Genomic DNA, 18,137 nt, shown 5'->3' with positions numbered 1-18,137 from the left:
TCCCCGCATTTCCTTGGCGTCCTTGGCGTCCATGGCGTCCATGGCATCCTTGGCGGTTCAAATGAACCCCCGAGAACGACAGCAGCCTCAAGCCGCCGCCGCTTCCGGCTTCGCCTCCGGAAACCGCAAGTTGAACAGACCAAAAATCTCGTCGCGCGACAGACCCAGCTTCCGCGTCGTCGGCTCGTCGTCGAACACGGCGTCGAACAACTCGCGTTTCTCGGCAAGGATGCGATCGATCCGTTCTTCGATCGTGCCCGTGGCCAGGAACCGCGTCACCGTCACCGGGCCGGTCGCGCCGATGCGGTGGGCCCGGTTAATCGCCTGGTCCTCGACGGCCGGATTCCACCAACGGTCAAACAGGAAGACGTAGCTGGCAAACTGCAGATTGAGCCCAACGCTCCCCGCGCCGTAGCTCATCAGCAGGATGTTCTTCGTCGGATCGTGGCGGAACTCCTCGATAACGGCGTCGCGCCGGTGCGAGGGGATGCGGCCGTGATACTCCAATGGTCCGAAGCGGGCGAGGCGGCCGCGGAGCTTGTCGATGGCGTCGACCCACTGGCTGAAAATGATCGCCTTGCGTCCGCTGGCGGCGCACTCTTCGAGATCGGCTTCGAGCCGGTCGAGCTTGGCGCTCGCGCCGGTCGCGGGGTCGAAGTTGCAGATTTGCTTCAATCGCAGCACGAGTTCGAAGACATGTTGGATCGTCAACTCGGCCCCGATGTCGTTCAGGCGGATGACCCCCTCCTCTTCGGCCCGTTGGTACGTCGCCCATTGCTCCGGCGTGAGTTGGACGTCGGCGTCGCGAACCAGTTTCGGCGGCAACTGCGTCAGCACCTGGTCCTTGGTGCGACGGAGAACGTGATCGGCCACGGCCGAGCGAATGGCGGAGGTCTTCATCTGCGGACGCAACCGGCCCGGCGAAACGAACTCGAAGATGCCGACGAGGTCGTCGGCGCTGTTCTCGATCGGCGTCCCGGTGAGGGCCCAGCTCCGCTCGCGCGGGATGGCGCAGATCGACTCGTGCGTGGCGCCCGCGCGATTCTTGATCCGCTGGGCTTCGTCAACGACCATCAAATCGAACGGCGTCGGGACGTTCACCGCCAGCTGCCGATCGCGGACAATCAACTCGTAATTGGCGATCAGCACCCCCTCCGCGGCGTTGTTCCACAGCCACTGACGCTGCGACTGGCTCCCTTCCACGATCGTAACGGGAAGCTCCGGCGCCCACTGGCTGAACTCGCGTCGCCAGTTGGTCACCAGCGGCTTCGGGCAGACCAACAGCGCTCGCCGCACCAGCCCCTGATGCGCGAGCAACCGCAGCGACACGACGGTCTGCATCGTCTTGCCGAGCCCCATCTCGTCGGCCAGCACCGCCTCGTGCCGCGGGTAGAGGTAGGCGATGCCGTCGAGCTGATACGGAAACGGCCTGAAAGGAAAGTCGAGCGCTTCGGCCGCGAGCAAGTTCTCCAGCGGCGGCTGCAGCAAATAGGCGAGGCGGTCTTCGAGCCGGACCACGTCGCGCGGCGCGCGGATCCTGGTCGCCGAGCGCGGAGGCGACGGCGCATGACGCGGCTGGCCGGCGACGAGCCCTGGCGCGGGCGACGCTTGCCGACGAGCGCCGCCGAACAGGGTGCCGCGCCCGCGGGAGTCGGCTCCCTCCGGCAACACGCGGCCGAAGGTGCGGACCTTCAGTGCCTCCAGCGGCAATGCGAACGCAGCGGCGTCGTTGGTTTCGCAGACGACGCTGCCGAGCGCCGGCGGCGCGATCGGCTCCAGCGGGAACCGGATCACCTCGATCGGCGGGCGCCGTCCCAGCCCGTTAAGCGGCGGCGCGGTCATGTGCGGACTCCGCGTCGTCATGCGAGGCCAGCTGCGCTTCGGTCAGCGCGGCGCGGATTCGCTGAAATGGTTCCGCGAGGTACACGTTTGCGGCCAGCGGTTCCAGGAGCGTCGCGATTTCGGCCGGCGTCCTCGTGGAGACCGTCGACGCGATGATTTCGCAGCCGTTGATGATCAGCGACGTGCGCGGTTCGGCGAGTTCAACGTCGCTCGCCGCGTCGGCGCTCGTTGCGGCTACGGGGAACGTCGCTGCTGCGGCGTCGGGTTCCTGTACTAGCAGCACCTCTTCATGGCGCAGCAGCGCGAGAGGCAACATATCGTGTTGATCAGTGAGAATGACCGCCGCGTCGAGCTCGGCGCCTGCTATCAACGCCTTGCCAATGACCTCCGCAACGAGATATGGCCGCAAGGTCGGCCCATACAGTATCTCTTGCGCACGACTCGCGGCCACCGGCGTGCTGCAGCGAAACTCCAGGGGGCGGCCCTGCGGCGATAGCACGAGATAACCGCCAAAGAGTCCATGCTCGGCGCTTTCCAGCACCGTCAAAAATCCAAAGGCAGCCGTGGCTTTGGCGGGAGCGGCATCCATGCCGGGCGGGTCCGAGGCGGGCGGGGGCGGGCGTCGATCGGCCGGCATCCATGCACAGCCGTGGCCCTCGCGGGCCAGGAGGTCAATCGTGGTACCTAACCCATCGGGAGTCGCGGCGGGCTGACTTTAGACCCTTCATTTTGTCTGGTAAGGGGTGCCGGTAGCTGGAAAAAAATTGAAGTCGCATTACACTGGAGGGATTGCCAAACAGGGTCATGCGGCCGCAGCGGAGGGCGGCGGTCGCTTTCGTTAAAACTCCCGTCTTGTCAGGATGATTCACTCGTCGCCGATGGGCTTGCGTCGGCGTCCGGAAAGGAAACAACTCGACGATGTCGCATAGTCACCCCGCCGCGCCCGCGATGTACACGCAGGTCGACGTTACTGCCGCCGCCAACCATTCGCGCGTGGGGGCGCACACGGCGACGGAACAGACCGAGTTGTTGCGGGAGGTGCTGGCGGCTCAAGATCGCACGAACGAGATTCTCGAAGAGTTATGCGGCATTCTCGCCACGTCGCACAAGCAACGGTTGCAGGAACTCCACCAGTGGAAGACGGCGAACCCTCGACTGGCCAATTCCTGCCGGGAAGCCGCCGAGTCGCTCAGCCGCGTGCAGGTCGAGTATCTTGAGCGGATGACCGAGGATATCAACGAATCGGCCGATGACATGGCCTACGGCGAATTCATGCTGAATGAATTCGTCGATCGCTACGGACCGCGTTTGGCGCATCTTAACGGCGTGATTCAGGTGCTCGCCCAATTGGGCAACAATCCGCAGCAGGCTCAGAGCTAGAGCCAGGTCTGATCTGCGTCGATGCCGTTCGGGCGACCGTACGTCGCCAGCGGGGCCGGCGGTTGTCGAGCCATCTTCGTTGCGGTATGGTCAATGCTGCTCGCGGCAGTCGAAACGTGCGAATCTGCGCACCACCTTCGACGCTTCGGGGGGCGCTGCTTCGCCGCTCGCCATCGAATCTGCGCCGTCGAAGCTCGCGAAACGTTGGCGTTCGCCGCTGTTGCCGCGCGAGCCTTGTCGGACCGTGGCGACAAGTTGACCTGTCGAACGATATTGGAGTCCGACCAGCATGGCATCCGATGGAGATCTCTCGGCCGCGGCCAGCGCCGCCCGCGCGGCGCTCGACGCCCACACAGTCGAGACCGTGGCGTGGCATTTTCACGACTCGACAGGCTGCCCGTTCTGGCTCGAGAAGAAGCGCGAGCTGAAGTTCGATCCGCTCACCGAGATCAAGTCGTACGACGACTTGAAGAAGTTCCCGGCGTTCGAAGACGAGTGGCTCCGCGGCGGCCCCGTGCGGCGCTGGGTGCCAAAGGGCTTGGCCGACAAGCCGGTTTACGTCTTTGAAACAGGCGGCACCACCGGCATCCCCAAGAGCCGGATCGCGATCGACGACTTTCGCACCGACTACTCGAACTTCAGCGACACGCTGCCCGACAAGTATTTTCCCAAGGGTTCGAACTGGTTGATGCTCGGCCCGAGCGGCCCGCGGCGGCTGCGCCTGGCGGTGGAGCATCTCGCCCAGCATCGCGGCGGGATCTGCTTCTGCATCGATCTCGACCCGCGCTGGGTGATCAAGCTGATCAAGAAGGGGTGGATGGAGCACCTCGAAGCGTATAAGAAGCATTGCATCGATCAGGCGATTACCATCCTGGGCGCCGGTCACGACGTGAAGTGCATGTTTGGTACGCCGAAGTTGATCGAGGCGCTTTGCCTGGCGCTCGAAGAGAAGGGAACGAGCCTCGCCGAGCAAGGAATCACCGGCATCTTCTCAGGCGGTACCGAGTTCACCCCGCAGTGGACGCGGTTTTGCGTCGAGGAGCTCTTCGGCGGTCCGCCGGAAAAGAGCGGCATCTACATGACGCCGACCTACGGCAACACGCTCATGGGGCTCGCCTGCTCGAAGCCAGTCACGAAGGAAGATGGCTACAAAATTAGCTATTACGCCCCCCAGCCGCGAGCCGTCGTGGAAGTGGTGGAGTTTGATGATTACGACAAGGTCGTCGAGTACGGCGCGACCGGTCGCGTCAAGCTGACGACGCTCACGAAGGAATTCTTCGTTCCCGGCTTCCTCGAACGAGACGAAGGGGAGCGCGAGAAGCCCTTCGCGAAGTATCCGTGGGATGGCGTCAGCGGCGTCCGGCCATTCCATGAACTGGCCGACGCAACGACCGTCGGCGTCTATTGAGTCCGGAATCCTGAGCGGAAGCATCGCGATGATCACTCTGCCTGCCATTCGTTGGGGCGAACCGTACGAGTCTCTCGAAGTTGACGAAATCAATCACTTCGTTACCGGCGAGCCCGTGGCGCGGGTGCACACGGTTGGCTCCGGCATCGTGGCCCGCGATGCGAAGAAGTCGCCGCGGGCGAGGCAGGCCCTGCAGTCGATGTCGCCGGCGCAGCTCGTCGATGCCTGCAAGAAGGCGGGCGAGTTGTTTGAGTCGGGAACGCTGACGGTCGGCGACTCGCAGCAGTCGCCGACGGACTTCGCCGAGCAGACTTCCGCGACCACTGGCATGCCGGTGGCGATGTGCAAAGCCAACGTCGTCAAGAATGCCTTCGTGTTGAAGAACATCGACAAGATCCTCGATTGCCTGACGCGCGGCCTCGACCTGAACATCCTCGCCCGCGGCTATGGCGACGAGGGACGCGGCGTCACGGTGAGCTATCAGGCTCAGACTGATGTGCTCGGCGCCGTCTTGCCGTCGAACTCTCCCGGCGTTCATACGCTATGGCTCCCAGTGATCGCGATGCAAATCGGGCTCGCACTGAAGCCTGGTTCGCAAGAGCCTTGGACGCCGTATCGCGTCGCGGCCGCCATGAAGGAAGCCGGAATTCCGGTGGAGGCGATCTCTATCTATCCCGGCGCCGGCGGCGACATCGGCGGTTCGATTCTGTCGAACTACCGTCGGGCGATGATCTTTGGCGGACCGCAGACGATCCAGCAGTATGCCGGCAACGAGCGAGTGCAGGTTCACGGGCCCGGGTTCAGCAAGATCCTGCTGGGTGACGACGAAGCCGACAACTGGCGGCAATACATCGATCTGATGGTCGACAGCGTTTACCGCAATGGCGGTCGTAGCTGCATCAACGCGTCGAGCATCTATACGCCGCGGCATGGCAAGGAGATTGCCGCAGCGATTGCCGAGCGACTCGGTCCGATCGAAGCGTTGCCGCCGGACGATCCAAAAGCAGGACTCGCGGCATTCACCACTCCTGGAGCTGCCGCAGCGATCTGGGGGGCCATCGAACGCGATTTGGCCGACTCGCGCACCGCTCACGAGACGGCCGACTACGGTCCGCGACTGGTCGAACGCGAAACGTGCGCGTATCTGAGGCCGACGGTGTGGCACTGCCAGTCGACGGAGTGTCCCGGCGCCAACAAAGAGTACATGTTCCCGGCCGTCGGCGTAGTTGATTGTCCGCAGGAGCGAATGTTGGCGGAGATTGGCCCCACGCTCGTTTGCACGGCAATCACCCAAAACGAACAATTCCGCAACGCGCTGATCGCCGCCACCCACATCGACCGATTGAACCTCGGCCCCATTCCCACCCCACAAGTCGATTGGCTGCAACCCCACGAGGGCAACCTCGTGGAGTTCTTGTACCGCAATCGCGCGCTGCAAGTCCGCTAGTCGGCGCCCACCACCCGTGATTTGACATGACCCCTTTTGATTTCCGCCTGCCGACGCGGATCGTGTTTGGCGCGGGACGCATCGACGAATTGGGGGAATTGGCCAAGTCATTGGGCGATTCGCGCCGAGCCCTCGTCGTCAGCGACCCCGGCGTCGTTTCGGCAGGTCATACGCAGCGAGGCCTTGATGCGCTGCACGCAGCTGGATTTGCCACGCAGCTGTTTCAAGCGTTTGCGGAAAATCCCACGACGGCCCACGTCGATGTTGGGGTCGCCGTGGCGCGCGAGTTCAGGCCCGACTGCATCGTCGGGCTGGGCGGCGGCAGCAGCATGGACTGTGCCAAGGGGATAAACTTCATTTATTCCTGCGGCGGACGGATGCACGACTACTGGGGAGTCGGCAAAGCGACCGGTCCGATGCTGCCGATGATCGCCGTGCCGACGACGGCGGGAACGGGGAGCGAAACGCAATCGTTCGCGCTCATCTCCGATGCCGAGACGCATGTGAAAATGGCGTGCGGCGACAAGCGGGCGGCATTCCGCGTCGCGCTGCTTGATCCAGGGCTCACCACGACGCAACCGTCGCGCGTGACGGCGTTGACGGGGTTCGACGCGCTGGCTCATGCCGTGGAGACGGCCGTGACGCGCGTGCGAACGCCGCTGTCGCAGGCGTTCAGCCGCGAGGCGTGGCGGCATCTAGCGCCGAACTTTCTGCGCGTGATCGCCGAGCCCGACAATCTTGAGGCCCGTGGCGAAATGCAATTGGGCGCCTGTCTGGCGGGACTGGCAATCGAGAACTCGATGCTCGGCGCGGCGCACGCCCTGGCAAACCCGCTGACCGCGGAGTATGGCATCACCCACGGCGACGCCGTGGCCTTGATGTTGCCCCACGTCGTCCGGCACAACGGCGCGGATCAGGAAATCGAACCACATTATCAGGACCTCGTGCTGGCCACTGCTTTCGAGCGCAACACGCCAGATCAACGGGCGGGGGCAGCGGGGCTGGCCCAGTTTCTGGCGCAAGCGGCGGCGCAGGCCGGTCTGGCGACCTCTCTTCGCAATGAGGGGGTCGATTTCGACCGGCTGCCTGACTTGGCCGCCGCGGCGGCGAAGCAGTGGACCGGCTCGTTCAATCCGGTGGAGATCTCGGTCGACGGATTTCGGCGGTTGTATGAACAAGCATTCTGAAGCTATCGAAACCTCGCTGTCGTCGCAGCCGCTAGCCGGACCGCTACGCGGTCCGGGCAGCCCCGCCAAGAGATTATGTCCGCGCATCGACCCGGACCGCGTAGCGGTCCGGCTATGGCGTTGCGTCACGCTTGCTTCAGTTTCACTCGTGGCGATGTTTGCCAGTGCATCGACGCTGCGCGCGGATTGGCCGCTGGTGCGCGGCGACGCGGCGGCGACGGGCGCAGTGGTCGCTCCCCTACCCCAGCCGCTCGATATCCTCTGGACGTACGAGGCCGCCGAGTCTGGCTTCGAAGCGACGGCCTCGATCGTAGAGGGCGTGGTGTATGTGGGCGACGTCGACGGAACCTTTCATGCGGTCAAGCTGGCGGACGGCTCGCCGCTATGGACGCGAAAATTCGAAGAGACTGGTTTCGTGGCAGGCTCCGCCGTCGTCGAGGGTCGCATCTACTGCGTTGACTACAACGGCGTCGTCCGTTGCTTGAAGATCGAGAATGGGGAGACGATTTGGGAGTTCAACACGGACACGTCGCTCTACGCTGCGCCCAATGTTTACGAGGGCGTCGTGCTGCTGGCGGCGGACTCCGGGCAACTGTTCGCGCTCGATGCGGCGACCGGCAAGAAAAAGTGGGAGCCGTTCACAATCGACCAGCCGTTGCGTTGCTGGCCGACGGTCGTCGCGGAACGGGTGCTCATTGCCGGTTGCGACGGCAAGCTTCACCTCGTCGACGTCAACAGCGGCAAGGATGTGGAAAGCATCGACATTGGCGGTCCCGCCGACGGTATGCCCGCGGTTGTGGGCGATCGCGTCTTTTTCTGCACCGCCGGCGGCGTGTTCCACGGCATGACGATCAAGCCGCTGGCGAGTTTGTGGGAGTTCGGGCACCGCGCCCAGGGAGAGGAAATCCATGCCGCAGCGGCGACTCCCAATGCGATCGTGCTCGGGACTCACGACAAGCGAATGGTCGCCCTAAAGCCCGCGACTGGCGAGGTCATTTGGTCGACGCCGCTGCGGAGTCGCGCCGAAAGCTCGCCTGTCGTCGCTGGCGATCTCGTGCTGTTCGGCACGGTTCGGGGCCGCCTCCAGGCGTTGGAAATGGCAGGCGGCAAGGAAGTGTGGAATACCGAAGTAGGGGGTCGCTTTACGGCGTCCCCTGCCCTTACCGACGGCCGGATGGTGATCGGCAATGAAGACGGCACGCTCTATTGCGTCGGCGGAAAGTGATCCCGGCCGACGTTTGCGTCTGGTCCGTTGGGAAAATCGCCACGAGCGAATTTCGGTGAACGCATCCAAGCAATTGAAGTTTGCTACAATGTTGGCATGACCGTTGAAGCCACCAAAACCGAAGTCGGCAGCTACTTCATCAGCAACTACCCCCCGTTTTCGCAATGGTCGACCGATCAGGTGAGCGAAGTACGGGCGGCGCTTGATGCGCCTCCGGCGGATGTCCCTTTGGGCCTCTATCTACACATTCCATTTTGCCGGAAGCGCTGCAAGTTTTGCTATTTCAAAGTCTTCACCGACAAGCACGCTGATCAGATCGAGCGGTACCTGGCGGCCCTCTCACGAGAGATTGAACTCGTGAGCAAAGTTCCCGCGATGGGGGATCGGCCTTTCCGCTTCGTCTACTTCGGCGGCGGCACGCCGTCGTTCCTGAGCGAAAAGCAACTGCGTCGCCTGGTCGATCGGCTGCAGGCGAACATCCACTGGGACAAGGCCGAGGAAGTCACGTTCGAGTGCGAACCTGGCACCCTCAGCGAACCGAAGGTGCACGCGTTGCGCGAACTCGGCGTGACGCGGCTCAGCCTCGGCGTCGAACATTTCGACGACGAAATCCTACGCGAGAACGGCCGCGCGCACGAATCGCACGAGATCTATCGCGCTTGGCCCTGGATCAAGGCGGCAGGTTTTCCGAACGTTAACATCGATCTCATCTCCGGCATGGTCGGCGACAACGACGACAAGTGGCGGGATGCCGTGCGTCGAGCGTTGGAACTCGAGCCGGACAGCGTCACCATTTATCAGATGGAGTTGCCGTTCAATACGGTTTATTCGAAGGACATTCTCGGCAACCAGATCGAGACGCCCGTCGCCGATTGGCCCACGAAGCGCGGCTGGGTCGACTACGCGTTCGACCAGTTTCTCGGCGCCGGCTACGCGGTGTCGAGCGCCTACACCCTGGTGCGGCATCCCGAGCGGGTTAATTTCAGCTACCGTGATAATCTGTGGCGCGGGAGCGACCTCCTCGCTACCGGCATCGCCAGCTTCGGTCATATCTCAGGCGTCCATTACCAGAATCTAGCCGAGTGGGAGCAGTACTGCGGGTCGCTGGAAGAGGGCCGTCTGCCCCTCAATCGCGCGCTGCGAATTTCGCCGCGACAGGCCCTCATTCGCGAGTTAATACTGCAATTGAAGAAGGGCTATCTCGACGGAGCCTACTTCCAGAACAAGTACGGCGTCGACATCTTCGACGAATGGCGCGGCGTCTGGGACGAATACGTCGACGAAGGGTATGCGGTGCTTGGAGATGGTCGCGTGGATTTGACGCGGGCCGGCCTCTTGCGGGTCGATGGGCTCTTGCCGGCGTTTTTTGAGCCGGAGTACCGCGACGTCCGCTATACCTGAGCTGCCATTGCCTTCCGCGGGCGATCTTTCACAATGTGGCGAGTCGACCGTGTTCTGGGCGGTCGACGCGAGCATTGACTCTTGCCGACGAATGGCCCCGCTTGGAACCAACTCCCATCCAACGTGATCACCGTTCCCCATTTCAACATGCGGGCCTGTTTTGGAAGCTCCTGTTCGCGACGGGACTAGTCAGCGTTACGGCGATTCTGCTCCTGACGCAGCTGTTTTCCAGCACCTACGAGTCAATCTTAGAACGCGAGTTGACGGAGCGCATCTCCACAGCGGCAGCGACGGCCGGGCAGTTGCTGACTGACCGTTGGCCTGACCGACCGAATCAGTCGTTGCAAGATGAGGTCCGCCAGCTAGGCCAGAATACAGGAATTCGCCTGACGCTGATTGCGCCAGACGGGGCGGTGTTGGCCGACTCGGGGTTGAACGGCTTGCTTGCCGTCGAGCAAGCTGAGAACCATGCCGATCGCACGGAAGTCATTGCGGCGCTTAAAAATGGGGTAGGCGACGCCCGTCGAACAAGTCCGTCGCTGGGTGAGCGGATGCAGTACCGCGCGGTGCGAGTAGACCGAGACGCCGCTCCTGTAGGAGTGGTTCGCGCCGCGTTGCCGACGGCGCCGACGGACGCGGAGCTTGCCGGGTTGCAGCGGTGGATCTGGTCGATCGGCGTTATGCTCGCTCTGGCGGGCTTGGGAGTCGCCTATTGGGTCGCGGCACGCCTGACTGACCCGCTGCGGACGTTGGCCGCCGCCGCTGACGCGATTGCCGCGGGCAACCACGATTACCGCCTGCCGGCCATGGGCGGAGGCAGTGACGAGTTGAGCAAGCTGGCCGCAGCGCTGAACGACGTCGGACGCCGCTTGGTCCAGCGCGAGGGGCAGCTGCGCAGCACCAGTCAAACGCAGGCCACCGTACTGGAGGCCATGACCGAAAGCGTCATCGCCGTCGACCGGACGGAGAAGGTACTGTTCGCCAATGCGTCGGCGGCGCGGGCGCTTGGTTTTGACGCGCGTCGCGTCGAGGGGCATCCCCTCTTAGAGGCCGCTCGCAGTCACGAGCTTCGGGCGGTCGTGCAGCAAGTGCTCCGCACGCGGAAGCCCGGCAGCAGCGAGATTACCTGGCGCGGCAAGGCACAGCGAATATTCGACGTGCTCGCGACGCCGCTGCCGGGCGACCCGCTGCCTGGAGTCGTGGTCGTTTTGCGTGACGTCAGCGAAGTCAAGCGTCTGGAACAGATGCGCCAGCAGTTTATCGCCAACGTCTCGCATGAACTCAAGACGCCGCTCAGTTCGATCAAAGCGTACACCGAAACCCTCTTGGGCGGCGCGCTCAAGGATCCCGTCCACGGTCAACGGTTCCTGGAACGGATTGACGAGCAAACGACCCGGCTCCATCAGTTGATCATGGATATGCTTAGCTTGGCTCGCATCGAGTCGAGCCAGGCGCCGTTGGAACTTGCTGACTTGCCGCTCGGTCGCGTGGCGCAGCGGGTCATTGCCGACTACGAACGGCAAGCGGCGTCAAAGCAGGTAACGCTGGAAAATCAAATCGCCGACTTCTCGATCATCGTTCGTGCGGACGAAGAAGCGCTGCGCCAGATTTTGAGCAATCTCATCGACAACGCCGTGAAATACACCCCTGCGGGGGGCCGAGTGAGCATCTCCGGTCGGGTGGAAGGGGTCGTGGTCTTGTGCAACGTCAGCGATACCGGGCCGGGCATCTCGGCAGAGCATCACAGCCGCGTTTTCGAACGGTTTTACCGAGTCGACAAGGCACGATCGCGTGAACTTGGGGGAACTGGGCTAGGATTGTCGATTGTCAAACACCTCGCTCAGGCGATGGGGGGCAGTGTCGAGGTATCGAGCCAAGTTGGCCTGGGGAGCACCTTTACGGTTCGTTTGCCCGTCAGCGGGATCTGAGATTGGGGCTCGCGCTGCGAGGGGGTTTACAGGATCTTCATTTTTTCTTCATCTTTCACCGCTAGACTGCTCGCACCTGCGGTTGGCGGTACGCTGACCAGTCCTCAGCGGCGACAGCATGCATTTTTCGGTGCTACTCCCCAAGGTTCGACCCCTGCGTCGTTCGACGTTGGCATCGTTGCTGGTGCTGCTCGTTGGCTTGGTCGGCTGCGGTCGCACGAACGTCGTTAGTATCGACGGCTCGAGCACCGTGTTCCTGCTCTCGGCGGCCATTGCCGAAGAGTTCAATGAAGTCAGTCCAGATGTGAAGGTCGTCGTCAGCCAAGCGGGCACCGGCGGCGGGTTCAAAAAGTTCGCTGCCGGCGAAATCCAGATCTGCGACGCTTCGCGGCCGATCACCGAGGCCGAGGCGGCCGCTTGCAAGAAGAACGGCATCGAGTTCATCAAGCTTGAAGTCGCTTTTGACGGCCTCGCCGTGGTCGTCAATCCAGCAAACGACTGGTGCGACTCGATTACCACGGACCAACTGAAGACGATCTGGCGTGCCGAGGCGGCGCAATCGGTCATGAAATGGAGCGACGTTAATCCGGATTGGCCCGACATTGAACTCGAACTGTACGGTCCCGGGACCGACTCAGGGACCTACGACTACTTTACCGAAGTCATCAACGGCGAGGCCAAGAGTTCTCGGCAAGATTACTCGCCGAGCGAGAGCGACAACGCCCTCGTGCAGGGCGTGGCCGGCGACAAGGGCTCGCTCGGGTACTTCGGCTTGGGGTACTACGCTGAAAATACGGACAAGTTAAAGCTGCTGTCGGTCGATTCGGGCGACGGACCCATTATTCCCACGGCCGCGACGGTTCGCGACGGAACCTACAAGCCTTTAGCTCGACCGCTCTATCTCTATGTTCGCCAAGACGCGCTCCGGAACGAGGGCGTCGTCAAATACCTCAATTACTACCTCGACAAGGTCAACGACGTTTCTCCGCGGGTTGGCTATGTGCCCGTCCCCGATGAGGTGATGGAAGCAAATCGGAAGACGTTAGACGCTGCTGTGCCCCGAGTTGCCGTCAACTAGCTGTTCCCGCCGGTCACGTTCACGAGCCAGATCAATCGATGTCTGCCGTCTCACCGCATGCCGCCGCTGACTTGACTGCTCCCCAGGGGCAACGGCGCTGGGTCGAGGGCGTGATGCACGCCATTCTCTGGCTTTGCGCAGCAGCCTCGGTGTTCACGACCGTCGGCATCGTGCTGATACTGCTGGTGGAGTCACTGCAGTTTTTCGGACACGTTTCAATCGTCGAGTTCTTGACGGGAACGACCTGGACGCCCCATTCCAATCCGCCGCAGTTCGGCATCTTGCCTCTCTTCTGCGGAACAGTATTGGTAGCCGGCGGGTCGGCAGCCATCGCGATTCCGCTGGGCTTGGGGGCCGCGATCTACCTGAGCGAGTATGCGTCGCCCCGAATGCGAGACGTGTTGAAGCCGATTCTGGAGATACTGGCCGGCATCCCGTCGGTCGTCTTCGGCTACTTGGCGATTGTGTTCGTGTCGCCGATTGTCCGCAGCATCTTTCCCAGCGCCGACGTCTTCAACGCGCTGAACGCCAGCATCGTCGTCGCGATCATGATCCTGCCGATGATCGTGTCGCTCAGCGAAGATACATTGCGCTCGGTCCCTCGGTCGCTGCGCGAGGGGGCTTACGCACTGGGAGCGACGAAGCTCGACGTCACCGTCGGCGTCATTCTCCCGGCCGCGCTTTCGGGGATCATGGCCTCGTTTATCCTCGCAATCGCCCGCGCGGTAGGCGAAACGATGGCCGTCGCCCTGGCTGCCGGCAAACGGCCGCAAATGACGCTCAATCCGCTCGACAGCATTCAGACGATGACCGCGTACATCGTGGAAACAAGCAAGGGCGACAATCCTCAGGGGACGCTCGGCTACCAAACGATCTTTGCCGTCGGCCTCACGTTGTTCGTTTGCACGCTGACGCTTAACGTGCTCGCCCAATGGATTCTCAAGCGGATGCGGGAGCAGTACGAATGAGCAGTCTACCCCGCAACGGCCGTCCCTACGCCAAACTCGCGTCGCAGTTGTTCGCGTACGCCTGCGCCGCGTGTGCATTCTCCAGCGTGGCAATTCTGGTGCTGTTGCTCTCGCAGATGCTGCGCTTTGCCTGGGGCTGGCTCGATTGGCAGTTCATCACGAGCTTCGATTCGCAATTATCGCCCGACAAGGCGGGCGTGCGCGCCGCTCTGGTCGGCAGCATTTACCTGATCGCCCTGACCACGTTGTTTTCGGTGCCGATTGGCGTCGGCTCAGCGATTTATTTGGAGGAGTACGCCCAGCGGAGCCGATGGCGAGGCATCGTGCAGACGAACATCGCCAATCTTGCTGGGGTGCCGTCGATTGTTTACGGCATCTTAGGGCTTGGGCTGTTCGTCCGCGGCATGCAGATGGGCGCCGGGGTGTTGGCGGGGGCGCTCACGCTCACGCTCGTTGTGTTGCCGATCGTCATCCTTGCGTCGCAAGAAGCGTTACGAGCGGTCCCTAGCACGATCCGGCAAGCCTCCTACGCCCTCGGCGCGACGCGCTGGCAAACCGTGTGGCACCAATTGTTGCCGGCGGCGCTGCCGGGCATCATGACAGGCGTCATTCTCGCCCTGTCTCGTGCGCTCGGCGAGGCCGCGCCACTGGTTGCCATCGGAGCCGCGGGCTTTGTGATGTTCACGCCGCGGGGAATCAACGACAGTTTTACGGCGCTGCCGCTGCAAATCTATAATTGGACCGAGAACGCGAACGACGATTTCCGCATCCACGTCGCGGCCGCGGGAATTATTGTGCTCATGGTGATGCTCATTTGCCTCAACGCGACGGCCGTGTTCCTACGTTATCGATTCGGTAAGCGAATTCATTGGTAACTTGAGATTTTAATGCAGACGATGGTCCTCGGCTGACTCCTGCTAGCGAACGAAGCACTTAGCGTAGCGCAAAAACGCGAACGACGAACAATCTAGGCGAGTGTGCGATGATGACCGAAGCCAGCCTTCCAGCCCGCCCGACGCGTCCCATGACGCAGCGACTTTCGACGGTGGCCGACATGCGTCCGACAGATGACTTTTTAGAGCGGCCGCAGAAGGTTGTCGCCACGAACGTCAATTTCTTCTACGGCAGCCACCAGGCGCTCTACGACGTCTCGTTGCGGATGCCGCAGAATTGCGTCACCGCCCTCATTGGTCCGTCCGGTTGCGGCAAGAGCACGTTCCTGCGCTGCCTCAACCGGATGAATGACATGATTGAAGGGACTCGCGTCGAAGGCACGATTCTTCTGGACGACGTCGATATCTACCGCCCGAAGACCGACGTCGTCGAACTTCGCAAGCGCGTCGGCATGGTGTTCCAAAAATCCAACCCGTTTCCCAAGTCAATCTACGAGAACGTCGCGTACGGTCCGCGCGTCGCCGGAGTGAAGCAGCGCGAGGTGCTCGACGGCATCGTCGAGCAGAGTCTGCGCCGCTCGGCGCTGTGGGAGGAAGTGTCGGATCGGTTGAACGAGTCGGCGTTGCGACTCTCCGGCGGACAGCAACAACGGCTTTGCATCGCGCGCGCGTTGGCGACCGATCCCGACGTACTTTTGATGGATGAGCCCGCCTCGGCGCTCGACCCCAAGAGCACGGCCCGCATTGAAGACTTGATCTTCGAATTGAAAGACACTTACACCATCGTGATCGTCACGCATAACATGCAACAGGCGGCTCGCGTGTCTGATCAGACGGCGTTCTTTTACGAGGGCCACCTGGTTGAGGCGGGGGCCACCACCGACGTCTTCACGAAGCCGCGGCAGAAGCAAACGGAAGAGTACATCACTGGGCGCTTCGGCTGAGCGACGGCGCAAAACGTTCGAGATCCCAACGAAGAAGTAAGCGGCGAAAGCACCAGGTAGATTCGTATGTCGATGCATCTGCAGCGTGATCTGGAATCTCTCGAACAAAATCTGCTCAATCAATCGTCCGTGGTCGAGCAGATGGTGTTTCGGGCCTGTCAGTCGCTGCGCGAGCTGCGGGTCGACATCGTTCAGGAAGTTCTGGCCAGCGAAGAAACCGTCAATTATCGCGAAGTCGAGATTGAGGAAGAGTGCCTGAAAATCCTTGCGCTCCATCAACCGGTCGCCGTCGATTTGCGGCGCGTGGCGACGGTGCTGAAGATCAACGGCGACCTGGAGCGCATCGCTGATCTCGCCGTCAATATCGGCGAACGAACTCACAGTCTGTCGCTCTACCCTGATTTCCAGATGCCGGCCAACCTCGACAAAATGGCGGAATCGGCGATCTCGATGGTCCGGGACGCCCTCGATTCCTTCGTGCGGCTCGACGTCGAATTAGCGCGCGACGTCTGTGCGCGAGACGACGTTGTCGATGAACTCAATCGCCAGGTGATCTCCGACGTGCAAGCGTTAATCGAGACAAACTCAAGCGACATAGAACCAGCGTTCCATTTTTACTCGGCTTCTCGACATGTCGAGCGGATCGCCGATCACGCGACGAACATTGCCGAAGACGTCATTTACCTCGTGGACGGGGACATCGCCCGACATCGCCATGACGGCATTCCTTACTGAAACGGCCCGCCAGCCTCATTGGTCCGCCAGCAACGAACGTTCGTTGCCGGCGGAATTGACGTCGCTCGCGCGGCCCGCAGGTTACAGCTCTCGTAGCATGGCCAAAGCTCGCATTTTGATCGTCGAGGATGACGCCTCCTTAGCCGAGGTGCTCGAGTACAATCTCAGTCAAGAGGGGTACGACGTGCAGGTCGCCCGCGACGGGCAACTAGGGCTGCGCGAGATTCGCTTGCGCTGCCCCGACCTGGTCGTCCTGGACCTCATGCTCCCAATGATCGAGGGGCTGGAGGTCTGTCGTCTACTGCGCGCCGACCCTGCGACGGCCGGGCTGCTGGTGCTGATGCTCACGGCTCGATCGGAGGAGTCCGACGAACTGATCGGCTTCTCCGTCGGCGCCGACGACTATGTCAGCAAACCGTTTAGCGTGAAAGTGCTGCTACAACGGATCAACGCCCTGCTGCGGCGCAAGGAGCAGGGTACCGGCGATCGCGACGTGATCGTCAGCCAAGGCATCATGATTGACCGTCGCCGACATCGAGCGACCGTCGGCGACCGTCCGCTTGATCTTACGCCGAGTGAATTTGGACTGCTGACAGCCCTCGTGCGTCAGCCGGGACGGGCGTTCAGTCGCGCTGAGTTGATCGACGTGGCGCTCGGCGACGACGCCATCGTGCTCGAACGGACGATTGACGTCCATATCCGCGCGCTGCGCAAGAAGATGGGCCGCTACGCCGACCTCGTCCAGACGGTGCGCGGCATTGGATATCGCCTGCGCGACCCTGCCGACTTTGTGAATGGCTGATGCGGCTAGTCGACAGCCGCAAGTTCCGCTGCGCGTCCAGGCGAAGCACCGGTCGCTTGGCAGTCGCACTGACAAAGCAGAACGCTGGATTGAAAGCCGCACGGCATCGTGGGGCAGCGCATCGTCTCGTAGTACCAGCGCATCGCGTAGACGTGGTTGGATAACCCCAGGTTGACGATCCCAATCAAGGGATGGGGCGCCCCGACGATTTCGTAATTCCGCACGCCCCGATAGTTAGCCGGCGCACCGTAACCGCTGACGCCGGGGGACCAGTAGTTTTCCACGACTTGAGCGTGGTGCGTGATGCACTGCCGCTGGAATATCTCCTCGTGCATCGACTCGGGCGGGTCGAGCAGCGTGAGTTGGGCAAACGGCCCGAGATCGGACATGCACGCGGCTGCTTGGGCAATTACTACCGTACCAAGACTGTGGCCGATGATTTGCGTCCGGCCTGGATCGACCCCGCGTGAGCGCAAGGCTGCGGCCAACATGCGGCCCTGTTCTCGGCCCGTGCTGATCGGGCCGTCTCCGAACGCGGAAACCCGCACGCCGTTCCAGTCCCAGCTGAGAACGTTGTAGCGGTCGCCAAAGCGGGACTTAATGGCCGCGGCGCCCACGGGACCAAACGTGCAACGAATTTTCCGCGGCAGCGGATTCCAGCCGTGCGTGATCACGATGGTGCATTTGCTTGGATCGATGGGATCGCACGGTTGGGCGTGGCAAGAATAGTTCAGCAGCACGCCCATGCGGCCGTTTCCCCCTTTTTGGAGGACGGCGGTGTTAAGGCCGCACCCGGTCGCCAGGAGGCTGACGCCGACCAGGCAAATCAGCGGTAAGGTCCCAGATCGCATCCTTACGATCCTTGAGCTAACGGCGAACCATTCGCCTGGCGCGGTGGT

Annotated in this window: 17 protein-coding genes; 13 read left to right on the top strand and 4 right to left on the bottom strand. The window is 62.3% G+C overall.

Annotated features, from left to right (window positions below; genetic code table 11):
- Positions 1–87 precede the first annotated feature (87 nt).
- Together I41_RS16565 and I41_RS16560 are read right to left on the bottom strand one after the other, a co-directional pair.
- On the bottom strand, positions 88–1,842 hold the full coding sequence (locus tag I41_RS16565; protein ID WP_210420976.1) for a DEAD/DEAH box helicase: 1,755 nt from the start codon (positions 1,840–1,842) through the stop codon (positions 88–90).
- Positions 1,823–2,431, bottom strand: a complete 609-nt coding sequence (locus I41_RS16560) for a hypothetical protein (protein ID WP_145434022.1) — start codon at positions 2,429–2,431, stop codon at positions 1,823–1,825. The genes I41_RS16565 and I41_RS16560 overlap by 20 nt, the downstream gene beginning before the upstream one ends.
- 329 nt (positions 2,432–2,760) lie before the next feature.
- On the opposite strand from I41_RS16560, the gene I41_RS16555 reads away from it, so the two are divergent.
- Positions 2,761–3,222: a hypothetical protein gene (locus I41_RS16555; RefSeq protein ID WP_145434021.1), complete on the top strand. Its 462-nt coding sequence runs from the start codon at positions 2,761–2,763 to the stop codon at positions 3,220–3,222.
- A gap of 90 nt (positions 3,223–3,312) precedes the next feature.
- Here the strand turns inward: I41_RS16555 and I41_RS16550 are convergent, their stop codons facing one another.
- The gene (locus I41_RS16550; RefSeq protein ID WP_145434020.1) at positions 3,313–3,513 is read right to left on the bottom strand and encodes a hypothetical protein; all 201 of its coding nucleotides are present in this window, start codon (positions 3,511–3,513) and stop codon (positions 3,313–3,315) included.
- On the opposite strand from I41_RS16550, the gene I41_RS16545 reads away from it, so the two are divergent.
- From I41_RS16545 to I41_RS16490, 12 genes are all read left to right on the top strand, one after another.
- Positions 3,512–4,630 carry a hypothetical protein gene (locus tag I41_RS16545; protein ID WP_145434019.1) on the top strand — a complete coding sequence of 373 codons (1,119 nt, stop codon included), beginning with the start codon at positions 3,512–3,514 and terminating at the stop codon, positions 4,628–4,630. The genes I41_RS16550 and I41_RS16545 overlap by 2 nt on opposite strands.
- Positions 4,631–4,658: 28 nt before the next feature.
- On the top strand, positions 4,659–6,077 hold the full coding sequence (locus tag I41_RS16540) for an aldehyde dehydrogenase family protein (protein ID WP_145434018.1): 1,419 nt from the start codon (positions 4,659–4,661) through the stop codon (positions 6,075–6,077).
- A 26-nt stretch (positions 6,078–6,103) separates the two neighbouring features.
- Positions 6,104–7,264 carry an iron-containing alcohol dehydrogenase gene (locus tag I41_RS16535; RefSeq protein ID WP_145434017.1) on the top strand — a complete coding sequence of 387 codons (1,161 nt, stop codon included), beginning with the start codon at positions 6,104–6,106 and terminating at the stop codon, positions 7,262–7,264.
- A gap of 154 nt (positions 7,265–7,418) precedes the next feature.
- Positions 7,419–8,489, top strand: coding sequence for an outer membrane protein assembly factor BamB family protein (locus tag I41_RS16530; RefSeq protein ID WP_168206957.1), 1,071 nt, complete (start codon positions 7,419–7,421; stop codon positions 8,487–8,489).
- A 96-nt stretch (positions 8,490–8,585) separates the two neighbouring features.
- Positions 8,586–9,890: a coproporphyrinogen-III oxidase family protein gene (locus tag I41_RS16525; protein WP_145434015.1), complete on the top strand. Its 1,305-nt coding sequence runs from the start codon at positions 8,586–8,588 to the stop codon at positions 9,888–9,890.
- A 101-nt stretch (positions 9,891–9,991) separates the two neighbouring features.
- Complete coding sequence (locus I41_RS16520) at positions 9,992–11,818, top strand: sensor histidine kinase (protein ID WP_145434014.1); 1,827 nt, start codon at positions 9,992–9,994, stop codon at positions 11,816–11,818.
- Positions 11,819–11,948: 130 nt separating this feature from the next.
- Entirely contained in the window at positions 11,949–12,896 is a 948-nt protein-coding gene (locus I41_RS16515; RefSeq protein ID WP_210420975.1) for a PstS family phosphate ABC transporter substrate-binding protein, read from the top strand.
- A 38-nt stretch (positions 12,897–12,934) separates the two neighbouring features.
- On the top strand, positions 12,935–13,864 hold the full coding sequence (gene pstC, locus I41_RS16510) for a phosphate ABC transporter permease subunit PstC (RefSeq protein ID WP_145434013.1): 930 nt from the start codon (positions 12,935–12,937) through the stop codon (positions 13,862–13,864).
- Positions 13,861–14,739: a phosphate ABC transporter permease PstA gene (gene pstA, locus I41_RS16505; RefSeq protein ID WP_145434012.1), complete on the top strand. Its 879-nt coding sequence runs from the start codon at positions 13,861–13,863 to the stop codon at positions 14,737–14,739. Before pstC ends, pstA begins: the two co-directional genes overlap by 4 nt.
- 179 nt (positions 14,740–14,918) lie before the next feature.
- Complete coding sequence (gene pstB / locus I41_RS16500; RefSeq protein WP_246133884.1) at positions 14,919–15,701, top strand: phosphate ABC transporter ATP-binding protein PstB; 783 nt, start codon at positions 14,919–14,921, stop codon at positions 15,699–15,701.
- 66 nt (positions 15,702–15,767) lie between these two features.
- Entirely contained in the window at positions 15,768–16,436 is a 669-nt protein-coding gene (gene phoU, locus I41_RS16495; protein ID WP_145434010.1) for a phosphate signaling complex protein PhoU, read from the top strand.
- Positions 16,417–17,238, top strand: a complete 822-nt coding sequence (locus tag I41_RS16490) for a response regulator (protein ID WP_315852427.1) — start codon at positions 16,417–16,419, stop codon at positions 17,236–17,238. Before phoU ends, I41_RS16490 begins: the two co-directional genes overlap by 20 nt.
- Before the next feature lie 5 nt (positions 17,239–17,243).
- On the opposite strand, the gene I41_RS16485 is transcribed toward I41_RS16490, so the two are convergent.
- Positions 17,244–18,089, bottom strand: coding sequence for an alpha/beta hydrolase family protein (locus I41_RS16485; protein WP_145434009.1), 846 nt, complete (start codon positions 18,087–18,089; stop codon positions 17,244–17,246).
- Positions 18,090–18,137 lie beyond the last annotated feature (48 nt).

The sequence above is a fragment of the Lacipirellula limnantheis genome, assembly GCF_007746075.1.
GTDB lineage: Bacteria > Planctomycetota > Planctomycetia > Pirellulales > Lacipirellulaceae > Lacipirellula > Lacipirellula limnantheis.
This window is presented reverse-complemented; position numbering and strand designations above follow the sequence as displayed.